A 19386-nucleotide genomic window follows, 5' to 3' on the forward strand; every position below is an offset into this window, starting at 1 on the left:
TAAACTCCATCAGCCGCAATCAGCTACGCAAAGGCGCGGCCGGGCAGCCCGCCCAGTTGCTGCCGGCGGGGATGTGCTCGCCCTTCATCACCAGGGTCAACGGTCCCAGGCGCGCGTTGTCGCCCACCTTGGCGCTGTACAGCACGGAGCTGCGCGGGCCCATGTAGACGCGCTGGCCGATCTCGACGTGGTCGATCTTCATCACGCGGTCTTCGAACAGATGCGTTTGCGGGCAGGTCAACGCATTGAGTTCGCTATAGTCGCCGATGTGCACGCAGTCGAATTCCGTGATGTCCGTCGTGTCCATGTAGACGCCGCGGCCGATCTTGCAGCCGAACAGGCGGAAGGCCAGCGGCAGCCAAGGCGTGCCGCGCAGGTAGCGCATGAAGTTGGGCACGGCGATGCCTTCGTACAGGTTGGTCACGCCTTCCGAAATCCACACGAACGGCGTCCACATGGGCGCCGCATGCTTGCGGTAGCGTCCCAGCAGCAGCCATTTGAACAGCACCACCACGAGGAAATTGCCGATGCCGTAGGCCAGGCCGGCGATGGCCAGGTCGCCCACCACTTCGCCCCAGCGCCCGGCGCCCGCGATCGGCATCACGTCCAGCACCAGCGTGTAGCCGACGGCGATCACCACCGCGTGCGGCGCGACGATGCGGAACGCTTCGATCAGGCTGCGGCCCAGGCGGCGCAGCACGGATGGCTTGAACGTCAGGTGTTCGGCAAAGCCGCTGACCTGTTCGCGCGCGGGCAAATGCATGGGCGGGGAACCGAGCCAGGTATCGCCGCTGTGCATCTGTTCATTGCGCGGCGCATGCGTGTGCACGCCGATCAGCACGTGCTCGGGCAGCACGGTGCCATCGGGGATGTAGCTGCCGTTGCCGACAAAGCTGCGATGCGAGACGACGGTGGGGCGCATGGTCATCCAGCCGCCGTCGATCTGCTCGTCGCCCAGCATGACGGCATCGGCGATGAAGGTGTCGTCGCCCAGGGTTAGCATGTCGGGCACGACGCCCAGGGCCGTGGAAATCTCGGCGCCCTTGCCGACCTTGGCGCCCAGCAGGCGGTACCAGTACGGCGCGTACACGGTGGCGTAGATGCCGTGCAGGACGTTCAGGCTCGATTCCTGGATATGGCTGACCAGCCACTTGGCGCAATAGATATTGCTGTGCACGGGCGAGCTGCCCGGCTTCAGGCGCGGCAGCGCACCCCAGCGGATGGCGGCCGACAGCAGGGCCGTGAGCACGATCAGCACGGCGCTGGCGGGAAAGGCCAGCAGGAAGTAGCGGGCCAGCTGGGTCGTCACGTCGCGCCCCTGCAACCACGGCATCATTTCACGCTCGTCGAACCAGTCGATCAGGACAAAAGTAGGGAAGACTGGCATGAAGAACAGCACGGCGATGAGGACCATGCCGAAGCAGAAGAACACGGTTTCGCCCGTCAGGCGCAGGCGCGAGACGGCGGGGCGCGGCGGATGGCTGGCCACGTCAAACGCTTTGACATCGCGCGCGGGCGAACCGGTCCAGACCCTGCCGGCCGGCACCGAGGCGCCGTCGGCCAGCGCCGACTGCCCTTCCAGGTGGCCAAACGCGCCCACTGCGGTATTGCCTTCCAAAATCGCGTAAGAGCTGATGCAGGCATCGTCGCCGATGCTGATCTGGCCCAGCAGCAAACGTCCCCGTTCCACCCTGGCATTTTCAAAGTTGACGGCATTGCCCACGCTGACGTTGTCGCCGATGGCCAGCAGGTCGGGCGCGCGCAGGGTCATCGAGCCGATGACCACTTCCTTGCCCACTTTCGCGCCCAGCGCACGCAGCCACCAGCTGTTCAGGGACGAGCCGCTGAGCAGATACGCGGGCGCCGATTCGACCAGTCGGTCGGCCAGCCACCAGCGGTAATACGTGACGCCCCACAGCGGATAGCTGCCCGGCTTCAAACGGCCTGCGATCAGCCACTTGCCGGCGATCGCAATGGCAAATTCGGCCAGGGTCGCGAGTAAAAACACGCCGATCGAGGCGGCGATGGCGCGCGGCACGGTGTCGCCCGCGTCGCCCGTGAAGAAGTGGTAGGTGAAGAACGGCGCCATCCACTGCGCCATGCGCAGGGTGACGAGGCCCGGCACGGCCGCCGCCTGGGCCGCGCCGCAGACCCAGCGCTTCCAGGTCGATGGCGGCGTCCAATCCGCTTCCGGCGTGGCCAGCGCGGGCGCCTCGTTCAGGACGGCGGCGATCTTGCCGATTTGCCGGTTCTGGTAAATGTCGCGTACCGTCATGTGGGCATAGGCCGGGTCGGCGCGCAGGCTTGACGCCAGGCGGGCGGCCAGGAAGGAATGGCCACCGAGATCGCTGAAAAAGTCCAGCTGGCGCAGGATGGGCTGGCCGGGAAACAGCTTCGCCAGCGCCGCGAACAGGGCCGCCTCGGCCGGCGTTTCCGGCACGTCCGATACACCCGCTTCGCCGGCCGGCGGGGCGGACAGCGGCATGGCCTTCAAGGCCTTCCTGTCGATCTTGCCCGAGGTCAGGCGCGGCATCAGCGGCAGCAATTCAAAGCGGCCCGGCACCATGTAGGGCGGCAAATGCAGGTTCAGGGCCGCGCGCAGGGTTTTTGCCGCCAGCGCGTCGGCGGGCGCCTCGTCGCTGCCGACGATGTAGGCCACCAGCTGGTCGATGCCGTCATCCTTGCGCAGCAGGACGGCCACCGTGCCCACGCCCGGCTGCTGCGCCAGCACGGCTTCGATCTCGCCCAGCTCCACGCGGAAGCCGCGTATCTTCACCTGGTCGTCGGCGCGGCCCAGGCACAGCACCTGGCCGTCGGCATCGATACGTGCCAGGTCGCCTGTGCGGTACAGGCGCGCATCATCGGGACCCGTGCTCCAGGGATTGGGCAGGAATTTTTCCAGCGTCAGGTCGGGGCGGCCCAGGTAGCCCTCGGCCAGGCCGGGGCCGATGATGCACAATTCTCCCGTTTCGCCGCGCGGCAGCAGGGCCAGGGGACGGTTTTCTCCCGCTTCGGCCACTTGCAGCACCAGCAGGCCGTAATTGGGCAGCGGCGTGCCGATGGTGACGGGCTCGCCGGGCCGCAGCCGCGCCAGGCTGCACGAGACGGTGGCTTCCGTGGGGCCGTAGGTATTGAACATGGCGCGGCCCGGGCGCGACCAGCGCTCGACCAGGGACTCGGGGCACATCTCGCCGCCCAGATTGATCAGGCGCAGGCTCGGCACTTCCTCGGCGAACAGGGCCAGCAGGGTCGGCACGGCGTGGAGCACGGTGACCTTGTTCTCGGCCAGCGCGCGCGGCAAGGCTTCCGGGTCGCCCGAGATTTCCTTCGGTCCCAGCCACAGGGTGGCCCCCACCAGGTAGGCGATCCAGATTTCCTCGAACGACATGTCGAAGGCGACGGAAAATCCCTGGTAGACGGTGTCGCTTTGCATCACTTCCAGCACGGCGTTTTCGCTGCGCAGGAAGTGGCAGATGCTGCGCTGATTGATCAGTATGCCCTTGGGCTTGCCCGTGGAGCCGGACGTGTAGATCACATAGGCCGGGTGTTCGGGCCTAACTTCGCCGCGCGCGGGCAGCACTTCGCCTGGCGCGGCGGGGGCCAGCAGGCTTTCGGCCATCCACACGGGGCGGCCAAGTCCGGCGTCCGCCAGGCGCGGCGCGAATTGCGCGCAGCTGACGACGCCCGCGCCATGGGCGTCATCGAGGCACACCTGCAGGCGCTCGACGGGCGTGTCTTCATCGACGGGCAGCCAGGCGGCGCCCGCCTTGGCAATCGCCGCCTGCATCAGCAGCAGATGCGCGCCGCGCGGCAGCCACAGGCCCACGATGTCGCCCGGCTTGACGCCGGCCGCCACCAGGCGCGAGGCCGCCAGGCCCGCCTGCGCATCGAGTTCGGCATAGGTGATGCGGCGCGCGCCATCGATCAGGGCGATTTGCTGCGGGCAGCGGCGGGCCGTCGCTTCCAGCAGGTCAGCCAGCACTTCCTCGCGCAGCAGATCCGGTCGCGGCGGGCCGTACAGGATGTCGGCGTGGGTGGAAGGGGTGCCTGGGCTGACTGCGGTGAAATCGTTCATGGATGACGCTTATCTGTAGTGCTGTAGGAGGAATCTAAGGGGCGGCGCGTGGTGCGCGGCACAGTTGATACATTACAGCACGCAAGACATTTCAGCGTTGCAGAACGGGGAATTTTGCGGAGCTTTCCGAAATTATGTGCTTGCAGGATCAATTGCCATGATTACGGAATGTAAAACGGGGAAACATGGCGTCAATTTGCCGCAGAATATGCGCCGATGGATAGCCGTGCAGGGGGCGGCCGGACAGCGCCGCGTCCAGGCAGCCTTCGGCGCGGAACTGCTGCAGCACGTAGTTGTCGACGCCCTTGGTGGCCAGGGTGGCGGCCAGGGCCAGCAACTGTTCGTCCGGCAGCAGGTCCGGGTGGGTGGTGGTGCGGCATTCGTAGGCGACGCCGCTGGCGAGGATGGCGTCCAGGCAGGCGCGCGCCGGGTCGCCGCTGCCGGCCACGCGGGTCACATGTCGATAGTCGGCAAACGGCGCCTTGATGTCGAAGCCGACCCAGTCGACGAGAGGCAGCACTTCCTGCAGGCGCTGCGGATAGATGCAGGCCGTGTGCAGGCCGATGCCGAAACCCAGCGCCTTCACATCGAGCATGGCGCGCGCCAGCGCCGGGTCCATGCACGCCTCGCCGCCACTGAAGACGACGGCGTCGACCAGGCCCACGCGGCGCCGCAGCCAGCTCAAGACGTCCTGCCACGGCATGGCGCCTTCGGGCGTGCGCGCCTGCAGGTGCGGATTGTGGCAATAGCCGCAACGCCAGGGGCAGCCCTGCACGAACACCACGGCCGCCAGCTTGCCTGGGTAGTCGGTGGCGGAAAAGGGCGTCAGGCCGCCCACTTTCAACTCAGCCATGGCAGGCTGGCTGGCCAAGCCGGGCGCCCGCTTCCGTAAAATACTGGCGTTCGTGGAATTCGCCCTGCTTGCCGATGTTGAACGAGGCGACGGGGCGGTGGTAGCCCATCACGCGCGTCCAGATTTCGCAGCGCTGGCGTTCGGAATCGAGCAGGGTGATGGCGGGCGTGAAGTCGGGACGTGCGTTCATGGTGTTTCCTCCAGTGATGGAACAGGTTGGGCCTGCTTGCGGGCGATCAGTTCCGCGTCGCAGGTGGGGCAAAATTCATGTTTGCCGGCCAGGTAGCCGTGGCGCGGGCAGATGGAAAACGTGGGCGTGATGGTGATGTAGGGCAGCGAGAAGCGGCTCAGTGCGCGTTTCACCAGTTCGCGGCAGGCGTTGGCGTCGGACAGCGCTTCCGTCATGTACAGGTGCAGCACCGTGCCGCCCGTGTACTTGCGCTGCAGCGCGTCCTGCAATTCCAGCGCCTCGAACGGGTCGTCCGTATGGCCGACGGGCAGCTGCGACGAATTCGTGTAATACGGGTTGTCGACAGTGCCGGCCTGCAGGATGGCGGGATAGCGCTTGCGGTCTTCGCGCGCGAAGCGGTACGTCGTGCCTTCGGCCGGCGTCGCTTCCAGGTTGTACATATGGCCCGTCTCTTCCTGGAACTGCACCATGCGGGCGCGCACGTGGTCGAGCAGGCGGATCGCCAGCGCATGGCCTTGCGGCGCCGTGATGTCCCAGGCGTCGCCGCTGAAATTGCGGATCATCTCGTTGATGCCGTTCACGCCCAGGGTGGAAAAGTGGTTGCGCAAGGTGCCCAGGTAGCGTTTCGTATACGGGAACAGCCCTTGCTGCATCAGTTCCTCGATGGTGCGGCGCTTGATTTCCAGGCTGGTCTTGCCCAGTTCCAGCAGGCGGTCCAGGTCCGCCATCAAGGCCGCTTCGTCGCCGCGCCACAGGTGGCCAAGGCGCGCGCAATTGACGGTCACCACGCCCAGGGAGCCCGTCTGCTCGGCGGAACCGAACAGGCCATTGCCCCTTTTCAGCAGTTCGCGCAGGTCCAGCTGCAATCGGCAGCACATGGAGCGTATCATGTTCGGCTTGAGTTCCGAATTGATGAAATTCTGGAAGTAGGGCAGGCCGTAGCGGGCCGTCATCTCGAACAGGCGTTCGGCGTTCTCGCTGTGCCAGTCGAAATCCTCGGTGATGTTATAGGTCGGGATGGGGAAGGTAAACACGCGTCCCTTGGCGTCGCCCGCCATCATGATTTCGATGTAGGCGCGGTTGATCATGTCCATTTCCGCCTGCAGCTCGCCGTAGCTGAAGTCCATTTCCTGGCCGGCGATGACGGGAATCTGCTCGCGCAGGTCGTCCGGACAGACCCAGTCGAAGGTCAGGTTGGTGAATGGCGTCTGCGTGCCCCAGCGCGACGGCACGTTGAGGTTGAAGATCAGCTCCTGCATGTACTGGCGTACGTCTTCGTAGCGCAGGCCGTCCTTGCGGATATAGGGCGCCATATAGGTGTCGAAGGAGCTGAACGCCTGCGCGCCGGCCCACTCGTTCTGCAGGGTGCCGAGGAAGTTGACGATCTGGCCGATGGCGCTCGACATGTGCTTGGGCGGACTTGACTCGATCTTGCCCGGCACGCCGTTCAAGCCTTCGTGCAGCAGGGTGCGCAGCGACCAGCCGGCGCAATAGCCGGCCAGCATGTCGAGGTCGTGGATGTGCAGCGCCGCCTCGCGGTGCGCCGCGCCCACTTCCGGCGGATACACCTGGTCCAGCCAGTAGTTGGCGATGACCTTGCCCGACACGTTGAGTATCAGGCCGCCCAGCGAGTAGCCCTGGTTGGCGTTGGCGTTGACTCGCCAGTCGCGTCGCTCCAGGTATTCATTGATGGACGCGGCGACGTCGACCTGGCCGCGCGTGGATGGAACTGCATTTGTCGTCATGAAACCTCCAATAAACACAACATGCGGTGTTTTCATGGAGATTAATCACTAAATATAGTGGCGTCAAAGGCCGCGTGCAGTTGCGTGACGAATCCTTGACGCAGGTGAAAAAAGCGCCGCCGCGCTTACTTCCTGGCGCTGCCCTGGCGCAGGATGAAGCAGCTCACGCCGAAATAGGCGGCGCCGCAGACGGCGATGCTGATGACCGAGGCGGGCAGCACGTGCATCCAGATTTCCAGCGGCGAAAACGTGCTCCAGCTGGCCACGCGCACGTCGAACGTGACGTAGTTCGCCAGCAGCCAGTAGACGGCCAGCAGGCCCGTGCAGAGGGCGGCCTGGCGCGCCACGGGCATGGCGCGGCGGGCGAAGACGGCTTGCAGGAACAGCAGCAGCACGCCCGGATACGCGCCCAGCACCTCGGGCGACAGCAGCGACAGCGCCTCGGCGTCGTAGCCGTCGGCGGGTGCGGCCCACTGCACTTGCAGCACGGTGAGGAACAGGGTGAGCAGGAAAATCAGCAGCGGTTTGCGGGGCATGGCGGGCAATCGGAGAGGAAGAAAAGTGGGGCATTTTACAGCCAGGTCAAGCAAGTCGAACGCGCGCCAGCCATGCATGCATTCCTTCACCTGCGTCAAGGACTGGGCGGCATGGGCGGGGCTATAGTCTGCACCCTGAGCCGATACAGGACTGTGAACACCATGATGCTTGAATCAACCACCGCCACTCGCGTGGCCGGACCGCTGGAACTGGTCTGCCCCGCCGGCAGCCTGCCCGCCCTGAAAGCGGCCGTCGACAATGGCGCCGACACCGTGTACCTGGGTTTTCGCGATGCCACCAATGCGCGCAATTTCGCCGGCCTCAATTTCGATGAAAAGGCTATCGCCGAGGGCGTGCGCTACGCCCACCAATATGGACGCAAGGTGCTGCTGGCGCTGAATACCTATCCGCAGCCGCACAACTGGGCCGTGTGGCGCAGCGCCATCGACCGCGCCGCCGAGGCGGGCATCGACGCCATGATCGTGGCCGATCCGGGCCTGATGGCGTATGCAAGTGAGCATCACCCGCAGCTGCGCCTGCACCTGTCCGTGCAAGGCTCGGCCACCAATTACGAAGCGATCAATTTTTACCAGGAACACTTCGGCATCGCCCGCGCCGTGCTGCCGCGCGTGCTGTCGATGGCGCAGGTCGAGCAACTGATCGCCAAGACGGACGTCGAGATCGAGGTCTTCGGCTTCGGCAGCCTGTGCGTGATGGTCGAAGGGCGCTGCGCGCTGTCCTCGTATGCGACGGGCGAGGCGCCGAACACGCATGGCGTGTGCTCGCCGGCGAAATCCGTGCGCTGGCTGGAAACGCCGAACGGCCTGGAATCGCGCCTGAACGGCGTGCTGATCGACCGCTACGCACCGGGCGAAAACGCCAGCTATCCAACCCTGTGCAAGGGGCGTTTCGAAGTCAACGACGAAGAGTATTACGCCATCGAAGAGCCGGCCAGCCTGAACACGCTGGCGCTGCTGCCGCAGCTGATCGCCATGGGCGTGCGCGCCGTGAAGATCGAAGGACGCCAGCGCAGTCCCGCGTATGTGGCGCAGGTGACGCGCGTGTGGCGCGAAGCGATCGACGCCTGCCGCGAAGGCAATACGCGCTACGCCGTCAAGCCGGGCTGGATGGCGGCCATGGACAAGCTGGCCGAAGGGCAGCAGCACACACTCGGCGCCTACCACCGCTCCTGGAAATAAAGGATGAACATGTTAAAACTCTCTTTGGGCCCTTTGCTCTACTATTGGCCGCGCGCCACCGTCTTCGAGTTTTACCAGCAGATCGCCGGCACCGCCGTCGATATCGTGTATCTGGGCGAAACCGTCTGCTCGCGCCGGCATGAGCTGCGCCTGGCCGACTGGCTCGATATCGCCGACATGCTGGCCGCCGCCGGCAAGGAAGTGGTGCTGTCGACGCAGGCGCTGATCGAGGCGGGCGCCGAACTGGCGACTCTGCGCCGCATCACGGGCAATGGCCGCTACGGCGTCGAGGCCAACGACATGGGCGCCGTGCACTGTATGGAAAAGGGCGCGTCCTTCGTCGCCGGTCCCCATTTGAACCTGTTCAATGGTCCCAGCCTGCAATTGCTGGCGCGCATGGGCGCGCGGCGCTGGGTGATGCCGCTGGAAATGGGGCAGACGGCGCTGGCCGAGATGCAGCGCCAGAAACCGGAAGGGCTGGAGACGGAAGTGTTCGCCTACGGCCGCATGCCGCTGGCGTTTTCCGCGCGCTGCTTTACGGCGCGCAACCGCAACCTGCCGAAGGACGATTGCGGCTACAGCTGCCTGGAAGAGCCGGACGGCCTGCTGCTGCGCACGCGCGACGAAGTGCCCTTCCTCGTACTGAATGGCACGCAGACGCAGTCGGCGCTTGTCTACAACCTGGTGCGCGAACTCGACGCCATGCGCGACATGGGCGTGTCGGTAGCGCGCATCAGTCCGCAGGCCATGCATACGGAACAGGTGATCGCCATCTTCGACCGCGCCCGCCGAGGGCAGGTCAGCGGCATCGGCGCCCAGGCTCAGCTGGCGGCCTGCCAGCCGGCCGGCGCCTGCGACGGCTATTGGCACGGCCAGCCCGGCATGGAACAGCACGCCGCCCATTGAACGCATCGAAAGGAAGAACATGCAAGATCAACTGGAAAGATTGCCCGTGCCGGCCAAGCCTCCCATGAGCAAGCCCGCCGTGTCGTACCGGCTGCCCGAACCGCTGGCCGAATTGCTGTCCAAGCTGCCGCCGTATCCCGCCTCCTGGCTGTTCGTGCAAGGCTTGAACCGCCTGCTGGCGCCGCAATTGCCCGACGACGTGCGCTGCAGTCTGGAGGGGCGCAGCCTGCGCTTGCGCCTGCTGGACGCGGGTATCGCCTTCGATTTCGAGTGGCAGGGCACAGTGTTTGTGGCCGAACGCTATGTCGACGTGCCGGACCTGTGCATCGCCGCCAGTGTGCATGACTTGATGCTGCTGGCGCGGCGCCAGGAAGATCCGGACACCCTGTTCTTCAGCCGCCGTTTGAGCCTGGAAGGCGATACGGAGCTGGGCTTGCTGTTCAAGAACACGCTCGACGCCATCGAATTGCCGCCGTTCGACCTGCAGTCGCTGGGACCGCGCCGCGTGCTGGCGCATTTGCGCGACCGGGGCGCGCGGGGAGGCTGAGCGGAAAAGGGGAGGCGGCAGGCGCTCAGTGGCGGCAGTGGCCGCAGGCGCCGCTGCATGAGGGCAGTTGTTCTTCGTTGGACGCCTCGCCCATGAAGCCGGCGTCGTTGACGGCGGCCAGCAAACGTTCCTGCGTGGCCAGGCGTTCGTCGAATTGCACCGTGGCGCCGTGGCGCGCCAGCGAGACGCAGACGGTGGCCACGCCCGTGACCGCCTCAAGTGCGCCCGTCAATCTGTCGGCGCAGCCTTCGTGATCCATTCCAATAATATTCAAGCGCGCTGTCTGCATGTGGTCCTCTTGTTTTTCAGATAAAAAAACAGCGTAGGCGAGGGGCGCGCATGCCGTCCAGAGCAGCACGCAAGATTTATTTTCTATTTACGCTTTTATTGATCTGGATTAATTTGCCCCCCTCCACTTAGGCCTGAATAGCTGTTGTTTTGTACACAGTTTCCGTAATCCAGTCGACAAGCGTGCTCTGCTGCGTGATACTGTCATTCTGATAAGAACGCTGATAAAAGCGCTGGAAAGGAGGGGCCATGCAGCGCCGCCACCTGCTCAAGCTTGCGGCCCTGTGGCCGTTGGGCGCCGCCGCCGGCACGCCGCTGCCGCTCGTGTATCCGCGCCACCAGGCACTCGACGATCCGCAGCAAGGCTATGTGACGGCCTTGCTGCAACAGGCGCTGGCCCGTTCGGGCCAGGCCTATGCCTTGCGCCGCTCCGAACTGCGCATGGTGCAGACGCGCGCCATGCAGGAAATCGCCATGGCGTCGGGCAGCGTCGACGTCGTCTGGGCCATGACGAGCCGCGCGCGCGAAACGCAATTGCTGCCGGTGCGCATCCCCATCGACCGCGGCCTGATCGGCTGGCGCGTGGCCCTGATCCACGCCCGCCAGCCGCAGCTGCTGCGGGGCGTGCGCAGCATCGCCGCCCTGGCGCGGCTGTCTGCCGGCCAGATGCGCGACTGGCCCGACTGCGCCATCCTGCAGGCGAACGGCCTGCGCCTCGATACCTCGAGCACCTACGAAGGCCTGTTCCAGCAACTGGCGGCGGGGCGCATCGATTACTTTCCCCGCTCCGTGATCGAAGCGCAAAGCGAGCTGGCCAGCCATGCGTCATTGCCGCTGGCGCTCGATGTCCACCTGGTCATCCGCTACCCGGCCGCGCTGTATTTTTTTGTCGGCAAGCACCGGCCGGAACTGGCGCGCCACATTGAAACGGGATTGGAAACCATGCTGGCCGATGGCAGTTTCACGCAGCTGTTCGAGCGCCATTTCGGCCGTCTGGCCGAGGGCCTGAAGCTGTCCCGTCGGTACGTGCTGGAGCTGGCCAATCCGGACCTGCCGGAAGAGACGCCGCTGGCGCGCAAGGCACTTTGGTATCGTCCAAAACATTACTAATAGTTTTATTGATCAGTGTCAAACAACCGCTTCAATCGTGCGCAGGATGTTTGATGAATCGCAAGACGAGTTCAACAGAACACCTGTTGACACTAATAAAATTTTCGCCGAACATAATTCCAAGTTGCAACATTTTGCAGTTTTTTCCCAGCACAAGCGGTCATACGCGGGTCTCGTGCGGGATCCGTGCGCCCGTTCAATAGCCAGCTGCCGCCAGCCGCCGAACGCTCTGTCTCCTTGTAACCATCCGTTATCTTTTCGAAGGGTTGTCCATGCTCGAGTCGATCACGTCGGTATTGCACCAGGTGCCGGAACTGGCCCTGTTCCTGGCGCTGGCGCTCGGTTACGCGGCAGGGCAGATACGCTTCGGCCCGATCCAGCTCGGCGGCGTGTGCGGTACCCTGATCGCCGCGCTGCTGATCGGCCAGCTGGGCATTACTTTGGACGCCAGCGTCAAGAACGTTTTCTTCATGCTGTTCATCTTTGCCCTCGGCTACGCGGGCGGTCCCCAATTCTTTGCCAACCTGAATGCCAAGGGTTTGCGCCTGGGATTGCTGTGCCTGATCGAAGTGCTGGTGGTGCTGGCGCTGGTGCTGCTGGCCACGCGTTTCCTTGGCCTGGACCAGGGGACGGCGGCCGGCATGATGGCGGGCGCGGCGACGGAATCGGCCGTCGTCGGCACGGCCACGGACGCGATCTCGAAGCTGGCGCTGCCGGCGGCCCGCATCGCCGAGCTGCAAGCCAATGTGGTCACCGCGTATTCCATCACCTATATCTTCGGCCTGATCGCCATCGTCATTGTCACCAGCCAGATTTTTCCGCTGTTGTTGGGCGTCAACCTGCGCGAGGAAGCCGACAAATTATGGGAAAAGATGGGCGGCGCGCAAACCGACGGCGATGGGGTGCAGGCCACGCCGGAAATGGTGGGCCGCGCCTACCGCATCAGCCGGGGCGCGGGGCGCCGCCTCGATGCCTTGCAGCATATTTTTGCGGGCCGCGCCAGCATCACGCGCGTGCGCCGGCACGGCAAGGTCTTGCCGTTGGAGCCGGCACTGCGCCTGCGCAATAACGACGAAGTGCTGGTGATCGGCCACCGTCCCGCGCTGGTGGCGGCCGAAGCCATCCTGGGCGAGGAATTTGCCGACACGACGGGCTTGAACATGGCCGTCTCCGCCGTCGAAGTGGTGCTGCAGCAAGCCGCGCTGGTGGGCCAGCCCTTGCGCCAGCTGGCCTTGCCCACCGGCGTGCACGTGGCGGCCGTCATCCGCGGCGAGCACAACATGCCGCCGCTGCCTGATCTTTCCTTGCAGCGCGACGACGTGCTGCGCCTGTACGGCACGACGGAAGGGCGCGAGCTGAACACGGCGCTGGCCGCCATCGGCAAGCGCATGCCCACGGGCGACCGCAGCAATATTGTCTACGCCAGCATCGGCATCGTGCTCGGTGTGTATATCGGCGGCTTTACGGCCAAGCTGGGCGGCATTCCGTTTTCGCTGGGCACGGGCGGCGGCGCCCTGCTGACGGGCCTCGTGTTCGGCTGGTACCAGGCGCGCAAGCCTGGCATGCCGGGCATTCATCCCAGCGCGCTCGACATGATGAAGGATATCGGTCTGGCCACCTTCATCGCCTGCGTGGGCCTGGCATCGGGACCGCAGGCGATCGAGCTGGTGCGCCAGTACGGCCTGTCGCTGCCGCTGATGGGCGTCCTGATCGCCGTCATCCCCGCCTCGCTGTCGCTGCTGGTGGGCCATTTTTTCCTGAAGCTGGAAGCGCCCGTGCTCTTGGGCGCCATCGCCGGCCAGCAGGGCAGCACGCCGGCCCTGTCGGCCGTGCAGAACGCGGCCGGCAATTCCACGCCCTTGCTGGGCTACACGATCACGTATGCGATCTCGAACGTGGTGCTGCCCCTGCTGGGGCCGCTCATCGTGGCCCTGGCCGGTTCGGTGCGTGCATAAAGCGTCCGCAAGGGCGTAGTCAAGAATTCCTTCAACACGAAAGGCGGTCCGCATGGAATGGTTGCATGAGTTATTCAAGAAGTCGCCCGAAATTGCTTTGTTTCTCTCCCTGGCAGTGGGCTACTACATCGGCAAGATCAAGTTCGGCTCGTTTCAGCTGGGCGGGGTCGCCGGTTCACTGCTGGTGGCGGTCCTCGTCAGCCAGGTGGGCGTGGCCATCGATCCCGGCGTCAAGTCGGTATTGTTCGCCCTGTTCATTTACGCGGTCGGCTATGAAAGCGGGCCGCAATTCTTCAATTCGCTGGGGCGCCAGTCCGTGCGCGAAATCATCCTGGCCGTCGTGCTGGCCGTGACGGCGCTGCTGACAGTGGTCATCATGGCCAAGGTGTTCGGCCTGGACAAGGGCCTGGCGGCCGGCGTGGCGGCGGGCGGCTTGACGCAATCGGCGATCATCGGCACGGCCGGCGATGCGATCACCAAGCTGGGCCTGGCGGCCGACGAGGTGGCGCGCCTGCAGGGCAACGTGGCCGTCGGCTATGCCGTCACCTACGTGTTCGGCTCGTTTGGCGCCATCATCGTCTGCGTCAACATCTTGCCTAAACTCATGAAACGCACCATCCGCGAAGATGCGATCAAGGCGGAAACGGCGCTGCAGGCGGGCGTGCAGGTGCTGGGACCGGGCCAGACGCCGGCCGCGCCAGATTTGATCGGCCGCATCTACGACGTCGGTCCGGGCGCCGGCCGCACCGTGGAAGAGATCGAAAGCGCTCATCCGAACACGGCCATTACCATCGAGCGCGTGAAACGCAATGGCCAGATCATCGACGTCAGCCCGGACCTGGTGCTGGCGGCCGACGACATCGTGCTGCTGGTGGGCCGCCGCGAAGCCATGCTCAGCGTGTCTTCCCAGCTGGGCAAGGAATTGCTTGCCGTCGAAGGCATGGAGCTGGTGATGCAGCGCCGCGACATGGTGCTGACCAACAAGGCTTACCACAACAAGACGGTGGGCGAAATCCGCAGCGCGACGGCGCCGGGCGTGCGTCACGGCATCTTTGTCGTGCAGCTGAGCCGCATGGGCAAGATCCTGCCCATGCAGCCGGAAACCGTGGTGCAGACGGGCGACGTGGTGACCATCTATGGCGCCGAGCAGGACGTCAAGCGCGTGGCGGCCGAAGTGGGCTATATGATCGTGCCGAGCGCCAAGACGGACTTCGTCTACATGGGCGCCGGCCTCGTCGTCGGCCTGCTGGTCGGCTTGCTGGTGGCGCGCATCGGTTCGATTCCACTGACGCTGGGCAGTGGCGGCGGCGTGCTGCTGTCGGGCCTCGTGTTCGGCTGGTTCCGCGCCAAGCGCCAGACGTTCGGCTACATGCCCAGCGGCGCCGTGCAAATCCTCAAGGATCTGGGCCTGGCCGGCTTTGTTGCCGTCGTCGGCCTCACGTCGGGCCTGCAAGCCGTGCAAACCGTGCGCGAACACGGCCTGACCCTGTTTGGCGTGGGCGTGGTGGTGACCATCCTGCCGATGATGTTGACCATGCTGATCGGCCGTTATGTCTTGCGCTATGACAACGTGGCCGTGTTCGCGGGCGCCTTGTCCGGCTCGCGCAGTGCCAATCCCGCGTTCGGCGAAGTGCTGAACGCGGCGCAAAACTCGATTCCCACCGTACCGTTTGCCATCACGTATGCCCTGGCCAACGTTTTCCTGACCCTGCTGGGGCCGCTGATCGTGGCCTTCGTCTGAGTCTGCAAGAACCCTGCACATTGTCTGTCTAAAGGAGTAGCAAAAATGGATTTCAGTAACCCAAGCAAACTCGCCCTGTTGAGCCCATTCGAATTGAAGGATGCGCTGATCCAGACGGCCAAGCAAAGCAACCGCCTGATGCTCAATGCGGGCCGCGGCAACCCGAATTTCCTGGCGACTACGCCGCGCCACGGTTTCTTCCAGTTCGGCCAGTTCGCCATGACGGAAGCGGAGCGTTCCTATGTGTACATGGACGACGTGGGCGGCTTTCCCACGCGCGAGGGCATCGAGGCGCGCTTTGAAATCTTCGTGCGCCAGCATGCTGAGACGCCGGGCGTGCATTTCATCGAGGCGGCCGTGTCGTATGTGCGCGACCAGCTGGGCCTGAGCGCGGGCGACTTCATCTATGAGATGTGCGAAGCCATCCTCGGCTGCAACTATCCCGTGCCGGACCGCATGCTGCGCCTGTCCGAGAAAATCGTCGGCCAGTATATCCACCGCGAAATGATCGGCGACCATCCCTTTGTCGGCAACTTCGACATGTACGCGGTCGAAGGGGGCACGGCGGCCATGACCTATCTGTTTGCCAGCATGAAATCGAACCATATCATCCAGGAAGGCGACACGATCGCCCTGGGCATGCCGATTTTCACGCCCTACATCGAGATTCCGCAGCTGAACGATTACAAGCTGAACACCGTGCACATTGATGCGCCGCAATCGAACAACTGGCAATTCACCAAGAAGGAGCTGGACAAGCTGCTCGACCCGAAAGTGAAAGCTTTCTTCCTCGTCAACCCCAGCAATCCGCCTTCCGTCAAGATCGATGACGAGACGCTGGATTACATCGCCAAGATCATCAAGAAGCGCCCGGACCTGATCATTTTGACCGATGACGTGTACGGCACGTTCGCCGACAATTTCGTCTCGCTGTTCGCCATTTGCCCGTTCAACACCATCCTCGTGTATTCGTTCTCGAAATACTTCGGCGCGACGGGCTGGCGCATGGGCGTGGTGGCCACGCATGAAAACAATGTGCTCGACGCCAAGATTGCCAAGTTGCCGGAAACCATCAAGAAACAGCTCGATGCGCGTTATCACTCCATCACGACGGAACCGCGCGAGCTGAAATTCATCGACCGCCTGGTGGCCGACAGCCGCACGGTGGCGCTGAACCACACGGCGGGCCTGTCCACGCCCGTGCAGGCGCAGATGACCTTGTTCTCGCTGTTCTCGCTGATGGATGAAGAGCAAAAGTACAAGCAGTCGATGAAACGCATCGTGCTGCGCCGCAAGGAAGCGCTGTACCGCGAACTGGGCTTGCCGATGGCGCACGACGCCAATTCCGTGCGCTATTACCATCTGCTGGACATGGAATCCTTGGCCGCGCAGATGCATGGCGTGGAGTTTTCGCAGTGGCTGCTGAAAAAGCTCAAACCGAACGAAGCGCTGTTCCGCCTGGCCGAGGAAACGGGCGTCATCCTGCTGCCGGGCCGCGGCTTCGGTACCACGCATCCGTCCGGCCGCGTCTCGCTGGCCAACCTGAACGAATACGACTACGCCAATATCGGCCGCGCCATCCGCGGCATGGCGTCGGAGTTCTTTGCCGTGTTTGAAAAGGAGAAGGAAAAGGGCGGCAAGAAGGCGAAGAAGTAAGCCGCTAGCCGCTTGGTCTGACAAAAACGGGCGCCCCGCATGAGGCGCCCGTTTTTGTCTGTCAGCGTGCATAAGCAATAGTGTAGGCTGGAATGGACATCCGTAGATATAATTGCTATTGTGAAAGTATAAACATGGCAACCCCGTGCTTTCCCCTCATTCATTGACTGGACGCTACATGGGCAGATTGCAAGGACATTTATTATTCGCCGGCGCACTGGCCGCATTCCTGCCGGCGCTGCCGGCGCAGGCGCAGTTGCCGGCCGGCGCGCCTGTGAGTTTCAGCGAAGCGCTGCAGCAGGCCGCCGCCGCTTCGGGCGCCGTGCAGGGCGCCGCGCTCGACGTGCGCGCGAAAACCCTCAAGGCCGAGGCGCTGTCGAATATCGACGGCCCTTCCGTGGACTTGACGGCGTTTCGCGGCCGCCTGTCGACGGACTTGAACATCGATACGAGCGGCTTGTCCGGCGTGGTGGGCGGCATCGAATCGGTGCTGCCGCCGATTCCCGGCTTGCCCACGCCGCACATTCCCAATTCCCTGAACCGCGAAGTGGTGACGGACCTGACCTCGTTCGGCTTGCTGGGCATGTGGCCCATCTACACGGGCGGGCGGCTGGACGCTGTCAAGGGCCTCGCGTCGAGCCTGACCCTGGCCGCGCAGGCGGAACGCGCGGAAGCGGAAGAGCAGCTGGCGACCCTGGTGGCGCAGCGCTATTTCCAGTTGCTGCTGGCCAAGCGGGTGGTGGCCGTGCGGGCCGAAGTGACGGCCGGCGTGACGGAACATCAGCGCGACGCGGCCAGGCTGGAAAAGGGCGGCCTGATTTCGCGCGCGGAACGCCTGCGTGCCGACGTGGCCCTCGATAGCGCCCGCAGCGACGAGGCGCAGGCGCGCAGCGACGAGGAAATCGCCCAGGTGGCGCTCGACCGTTTGCTCTCCGTCAACACGCAAGTGCGACCCAGCACGCCATTGTTCGTCAACAGCTTGCCGGTGGGTACCTTGCAATCGTTCATCAGTACGGGCATGCGCGAAAATGCGAACTGGAAAAAGATCGACAGCAAGCGCGTGCAGGCCGAGCAGGCCTTGAAGCTGCATGGCAAGGAGTACGCACCCACCGTGTTTGCCATCGGTAACTACAACCTGAATCGCGGCAATGAAAAACTCGTGCGCTCGAACTGGGCCATCGGCCTCGTCGTGGCCGTGCCGCTCGTGCACCGCATCAATACGGGCAAGATGATCGCCGCCGCCAAGCTGGACCAGGAGCGCGTGGAAGTGGTGGCGCGCCAGGCCGAGCGCGACATTCCCACCCTGATCGAAAAGAACTGGCGCGCGCTGGAAAACGCGCGCATCCAGTACCTGTCCACGGCGTCGTCGGTGGAGCTGGCGCGCGAAAATATCCGTTTGCAAACGGTCGCCTTCCAGCAGGGACAAGTGACGTCGCTGGAAGTGGTCGACGCGCGCCTGAACCTGGCCAAGGTCGAGACCCAGCGCGCGCAGACGGCCTATAACTATGTGATGGGGCTGGCGCAATTGCTGGAAGCGACGGGCGAGACGCAGCGCCTGGGCAGCCTGGCGGCAGCGGCCGATATCCAATTACCTGTGGACAAATAAGAATGAGCACCTCCAAAAAAACCTTGGCCATCGCCGCCGCCATCGTCGTCCTGGGCTTCGTGGGCTGGGGCTTGTACCAGGCATTCCAGCCGCAGCGCCTGCCTTTGCAGGGACAGATGGATGCGCAGGAAGTCAATGTCTCGTCGAAAGTGCCGGGCAGGGTGGGCCAGCTGTACGTCAAGCTGGGCCAGACGGTGCCGAAAGGCGAGTTGCTGTTTCAGCTGACGAGTCCGGAAGTGGATGCGAAGGTCGCGCAAGCGACGGCCGCCACGCAGGCAGCCGATGCCGTGGCGCAAAAGGCGCAAGCGGGTGCGCGTCCCGAGGAAGTCGCGGCCGCGAAAGCCAATTGGGAGCGGGCGCAAACGGGCGCCACCATTGCCAAGACCACGTACGGCCGCGTCAACAATATGTACGAGCAAGGCGTGATCGCGCAGCAGAAACGCGACGAGGCGCAGGCGCAATGGCGCGCCGCCGAGCAGCTGGCGCAGGCGGCCCGCGCGCAATATGACATGGCGCAAAAGGGCGCCCGTCCGGAAGACAAGACGGCCGCCGCCGCCCAGGCGCGCCAGGTGGGCGCCGTGCTGACGGAAGCGCAAGTCGCGCTGGCGGAGACGAAGATCGCCGCGCCCGTGGCGGGCCAGGTCAGCAAGATCCAGATACAGCCGGGTGAACTGGCGCCGCAAGGCTTCCCAGTGATTACGCTGGTCAACCTCGACGACGCCTGGGCCGTGCTGCAGGTGCGCGAAGATGAGATGGCGGCGTTTGCCATGGGCAGCACGCATACGGCGAATGTGCCGGCCTTGAAACAGCAAGTGAGCTTCAAGGTCAGTTCCGTGGCCGTGCTGCCCGATTTCGCCACATGGCGCGCGGCCCGCCCGGGCGGCACGGATTTGCGCACCTTCGAGATACGCCTGCGTCCCGCCATCAAGGTCGAGGGCTTGCGCCCGGGTATGTCGGTTGTGTTTCCACCGCTCTGAT

General features: G+C 64.4%; 15 protein-coding genes. 9 read left to right on the forward strand and 6 right to left on the reverse strand.

The window, feature by feature from the left end; translation table 11 throughout:
• Positions 1 to 19 precede the first annotated feature (19 nt).
• The 5 genes from CBW66_RS10520 to CBW66_RS10540 form a co-directional block, all read right to left on the reverse strand.
• Positions 20 to 4075 (reverse strand): Pls/PosA family non-ribosomal peptide synthetase, encoded by a 4056-nt coding sequence (locus CBW66_RS10520; RefSeq protein WP_086138325.1) that lies wholly within the window; start codon positions 4073 to 4075, stop codon positions 20 to 22.
• A gap of 148 nt (positions 4076 to 4223) precedes the next feature.
• A complete protein-coding gene (locus CBW66_RS10525) occupies positions 4224 to 4928 on the reverse strand; it encodes an anaerobic ribonucleoside-triphosphate reductase activating protein (RefSeq protein ID WP_086138326.1) in 705 nt (234 codons plus the stop codon).
• Positions 4921 to 5118, reverse strand: coding sequence for an anaerobic ribonucleoside-triphosphate reductase (gene nrdD / locus CBW66_RS10530; protein ID WP_086138327.1), 198 nt, complete (start codon positions 5116 to 5118; stop codon positions 4921 to 4923). Before nrdD ends, CBW66_RS10525 begins: the two co-directional genes overlap by 8 nt.
• The gene (locus CBW66_RS10535; protein WP_086138328.1) at positions 5115 to 6863 is read right to left on the reverse strand and encodes a ribonucleoside triphosphate reductase; all 1749 of its coding nucleotides are present in this window, start codon (positions 6861 to 6863) and stop codon (positions 5115 to 5117) included. Before CBW66_RS10535 ends, nrdD begins: the two co-directional genes overlap by 4 nt.
• A gap of 125 nt (positions 6864 to 6988) precedes the next feature.
• Positions 6989 to 7477 (reverse strand): hypothetical protein, encoded by a 489-nt coding sequence (locus CBW66_RS10540; protein WP_139841660.1) that lies wholly within the window; start codon positions 7475 to 7477, stop codon positions 6989 to 6991.
• A gap of 87 nt (positions 7478 to 7564) precedes the next feature.
• Between CBW66_RS10540 and CBW66_RS10545 the strand changes: the two genes are divergently transcribed.
• From CBW66_RS10545 to CBW66_RS10555, 3 genes are read left to right on the forward strand one after another with little or no spacing between them, the layout of a single operon-like run.
• The gene (locus CBW66_RS10545; protein WP_086138394.1) at positions 7565 to 8599 is read left to right on the forward strand and encodes a peptidase U32 family protein; all 1035 of its coding nucleotides are present in this window, start codon (positions 7565 to 7567) and stop codon (positions 8597 to 8599) included.
• A gap of 9 nt (positions 8600 to 8608) precedes the next feature.
• Entirely contained in the window at positions 8609 to 9505 is an 897-nt protein-coding gene (locus CBW66_RS10550; protein WP_086138395.1) for a U32 family peptidase, read from the forward strand.
• Between the two features lie 19 nt (positions 9506 to 9524).
• Positions 9525 to 10052 carry an SCP2 domain-containing protein gene (locus CBW66_RS10555; RefSeq protein ID WP_086138330.1) on the forward strand — a complete coding sequence of 176 codons (528 nt, stop codon included), beginning with the start codon at positions 9525 to 9527 and terminating at the stop codon, positions 10050 to 10052.
• Between the two features lie 25 nt (positions 10053 to 10077).
• Here the strand turns inward: CBW66_RS10555 and CBW66_RS10560 are convergent, their stop codons facing one another.
• Positions 10078 to 10341, reverse strand: coding sequence for a heavy-metal-associated domain-containing protein (locus CBW66_RS10560; RefSeq protein ID WP_086138331.1), 264 nt, complete (start codon positions 10339 to 10341; stop codon positions 10078 to 10080).
• 248 nt (positions 10342 to 10589) lie between these two features.
• On the opposite strand from CBW66_RS10560, the gene CBW66_RS10565 reads away from it, so the two are divergent.
• The 6 genes from CBW66_RS10565 to CBW66_RS10590 all read left to right on the forward strand — a co-directional run bounded on the left by CBW66_RS10565 (position 10590) and on the right by CBW66_RS10590 (position 19385).
• A complete protein-coding gene (locus CBW66_RS10565) occupies positions 10590 to 11450 on the forward strand; it encodes an ABC transporter substrate-binding protein (protein WP_086138332.1) in 861 nt (286 codons plus the stop codon).
• Positions 11451 to 11722: 272 nt separating this feature from the next.
• Positions 11723 to 13405, forward strand: a complete 1683-nt coding sequence (gene aspT, locus CBW66_RS10570; protein ID WP_086138333.1) for an aspartate-alanine antiporter — start codon at positions 11723 to 11725, stop codon at positions 13403 to 13405.
• A 52-nt stretch (positions 13406 to 13457) separates the two neighbouring features.
• Positions 13458 to 15146, forward strand: coding sequence for an aspartate-alanine antiporter (gene aspT, locus CBW66_RS10575; protein ID WP_086138334.1), 1689 nt, complete (start codon positions 13458 to 13460; stop codon positions 15144 to 15146).
• 45 nt (positions 15147 to 15191) lie between these two features.
• Positions 15192 to 16802, forward strand: coding sequence for a bifunctional aspartate transaminase/aspartate 4-decarboxylase (locus CBW66_RS10580; RefSeq protein WP_086138335.1), 1611 nt, complete (start codon positions 15192 to 15194; stop codon positions 16800 to 16802).
• Positions 16803 to 16980: 178 nt separating this feature from the next.
• Positions 16981 to 18408 carry a TolC family protein gene (locus tag CBW66_RS10585; protein WP_086138336.1) on the forward strand — a complete coding sequence of 476 codons (1428 nt, stop codon included), beginning with the start codon at positions 16981 to 16983 and terminating at the stop codon, positions 18406 to 18408.
• A 2-nt stretch (positions 18409 to 18410) separates the two neighbouring features.
• Positions 18411 to 19385 (forward strand): HlyD family secretion protein, encoded by a 975-nt coding sequence (locus CBW66_RS10590; RefSeq protein ID WP_086138337.1) that lies wholly within the window; start codon positions 18411 to 18413, stop codon positions 19383 to 19385.
• The last annotated feature ends 1 nt before the right edge of the window (position 19386 follow it).

The organism is Janthinobacterium sp. GW456P (assembly GCF_002127655.1).
GTDB lineage: Bacteria > Pseudomonadota > Gammaproteobacteria > Burkholderiales > Burkholderiaceae_D > Janthinobacterium.

Bases quoted from the DNA above. Each gene is read 5' to 3' on its own strand.
- CBW66_RS10555 (WP_086138330.1), top strand. From the start codon at position 9,525: ATGCAAGATCAACTGGAAAGATTGCCCGTGCCGGCCAAGCCTCCCATG.
- CBW66_RS10590 (WP_086138337.1), top strand. From the start codon at position 18,411: ATGAGCACCTCCAAAAAAACCTTGGCCATCGCCGCCGCCATCGTCGTC.
- aspT (WP_086138334.1), top strand. From the start codon at position 13,458: ATGGAATGGTTGCATGAGTTATTCAAGAAGTCGCCCGAAATTGCTTTG.
- CBW66_RS10535 (WP_086138328.1), bottom strand. From the start codon at position 6,863: ATGACGACAAATGCAGTTCCATCCACGCGCGGCCAGGTCGACGTCGCC.
- aspT (WP_086138333.1), top strand. From the start codon at position 11,723: ATGCTCGAGTCGATCACGTCGGTATTGCACCAGGTGCCGGAACTGGCC.
- CBW66_RS10550 (WP_086138395.1), top strand. From the start codon at position 8,609: ATGTTAAAACTCTCTTTGGGCCCTTTGCTCTACTATTGGCCGCGCGCC.
- CBW66_RS10560 (WP_086138331.1), bottom strand. From the start codon at position 10,341: ATGCAGACAGCGCGCTTGAATATTATTGGAATGGATCACGAAGGCTGC.
- CBW66_RS10580 (WP_086138335.1), top strand. From the start codon at position 15,192: ATGGATTTCAGTAACCCAAGCAAACTCGCCCTGTTGAGCCCATTCGAA.
- CBW66_RS10525 (WP_086138326.1), bottom strand. From the start codon at position 4,928: ATGGCTGAGTTGAAAGTGGGCGGCCTGACGCCCTTTTCCGCCACCGAC.
- CBW66_RS10520 (WP_086138325.1), bottom strand. From the start codon at position 4,075: ATGAACGATTTCACCGCAGTCAGCCCAGGCACCCCTTCCACCCACGCC.
- nrdD (WP_086138327.1), bottom strand. From the start codon at position 5,118: ATGAACGCACGTCCCGACTTCACGCCCGCCATCACCCTGCTCGATTCC.
- CBW66_RS10545 (WP_086138394.1), top strand. From the start codon at position 7,565: ATGCTTGAATCAACCACCGCCACTCGCGTGGCCGGACCGCTGGAACTG.
- CBW66_RS10585 (WP_086138336.1), top strand. From the start codon at position 16,981: ATGGGCAGATTGCAAGGACATTTATTATTCGCCGGCGCACTGGCCGCA.
- CBW66_RS10540 (WP_139841660.1), bottom strand. From the start codon at position 7,477: ATGCATGGCTGGCGCGCGTTCGACTTGCTTGACCTGGCTGTAAAATGC.
- CBW66_RS10565 (WP_086138332.1), top strand. From the start codon at position 10,590: ATGCAGCGCCGCCACCTGCTCAAGCTTGCGGCCCTGTGGCCGTTGGGC.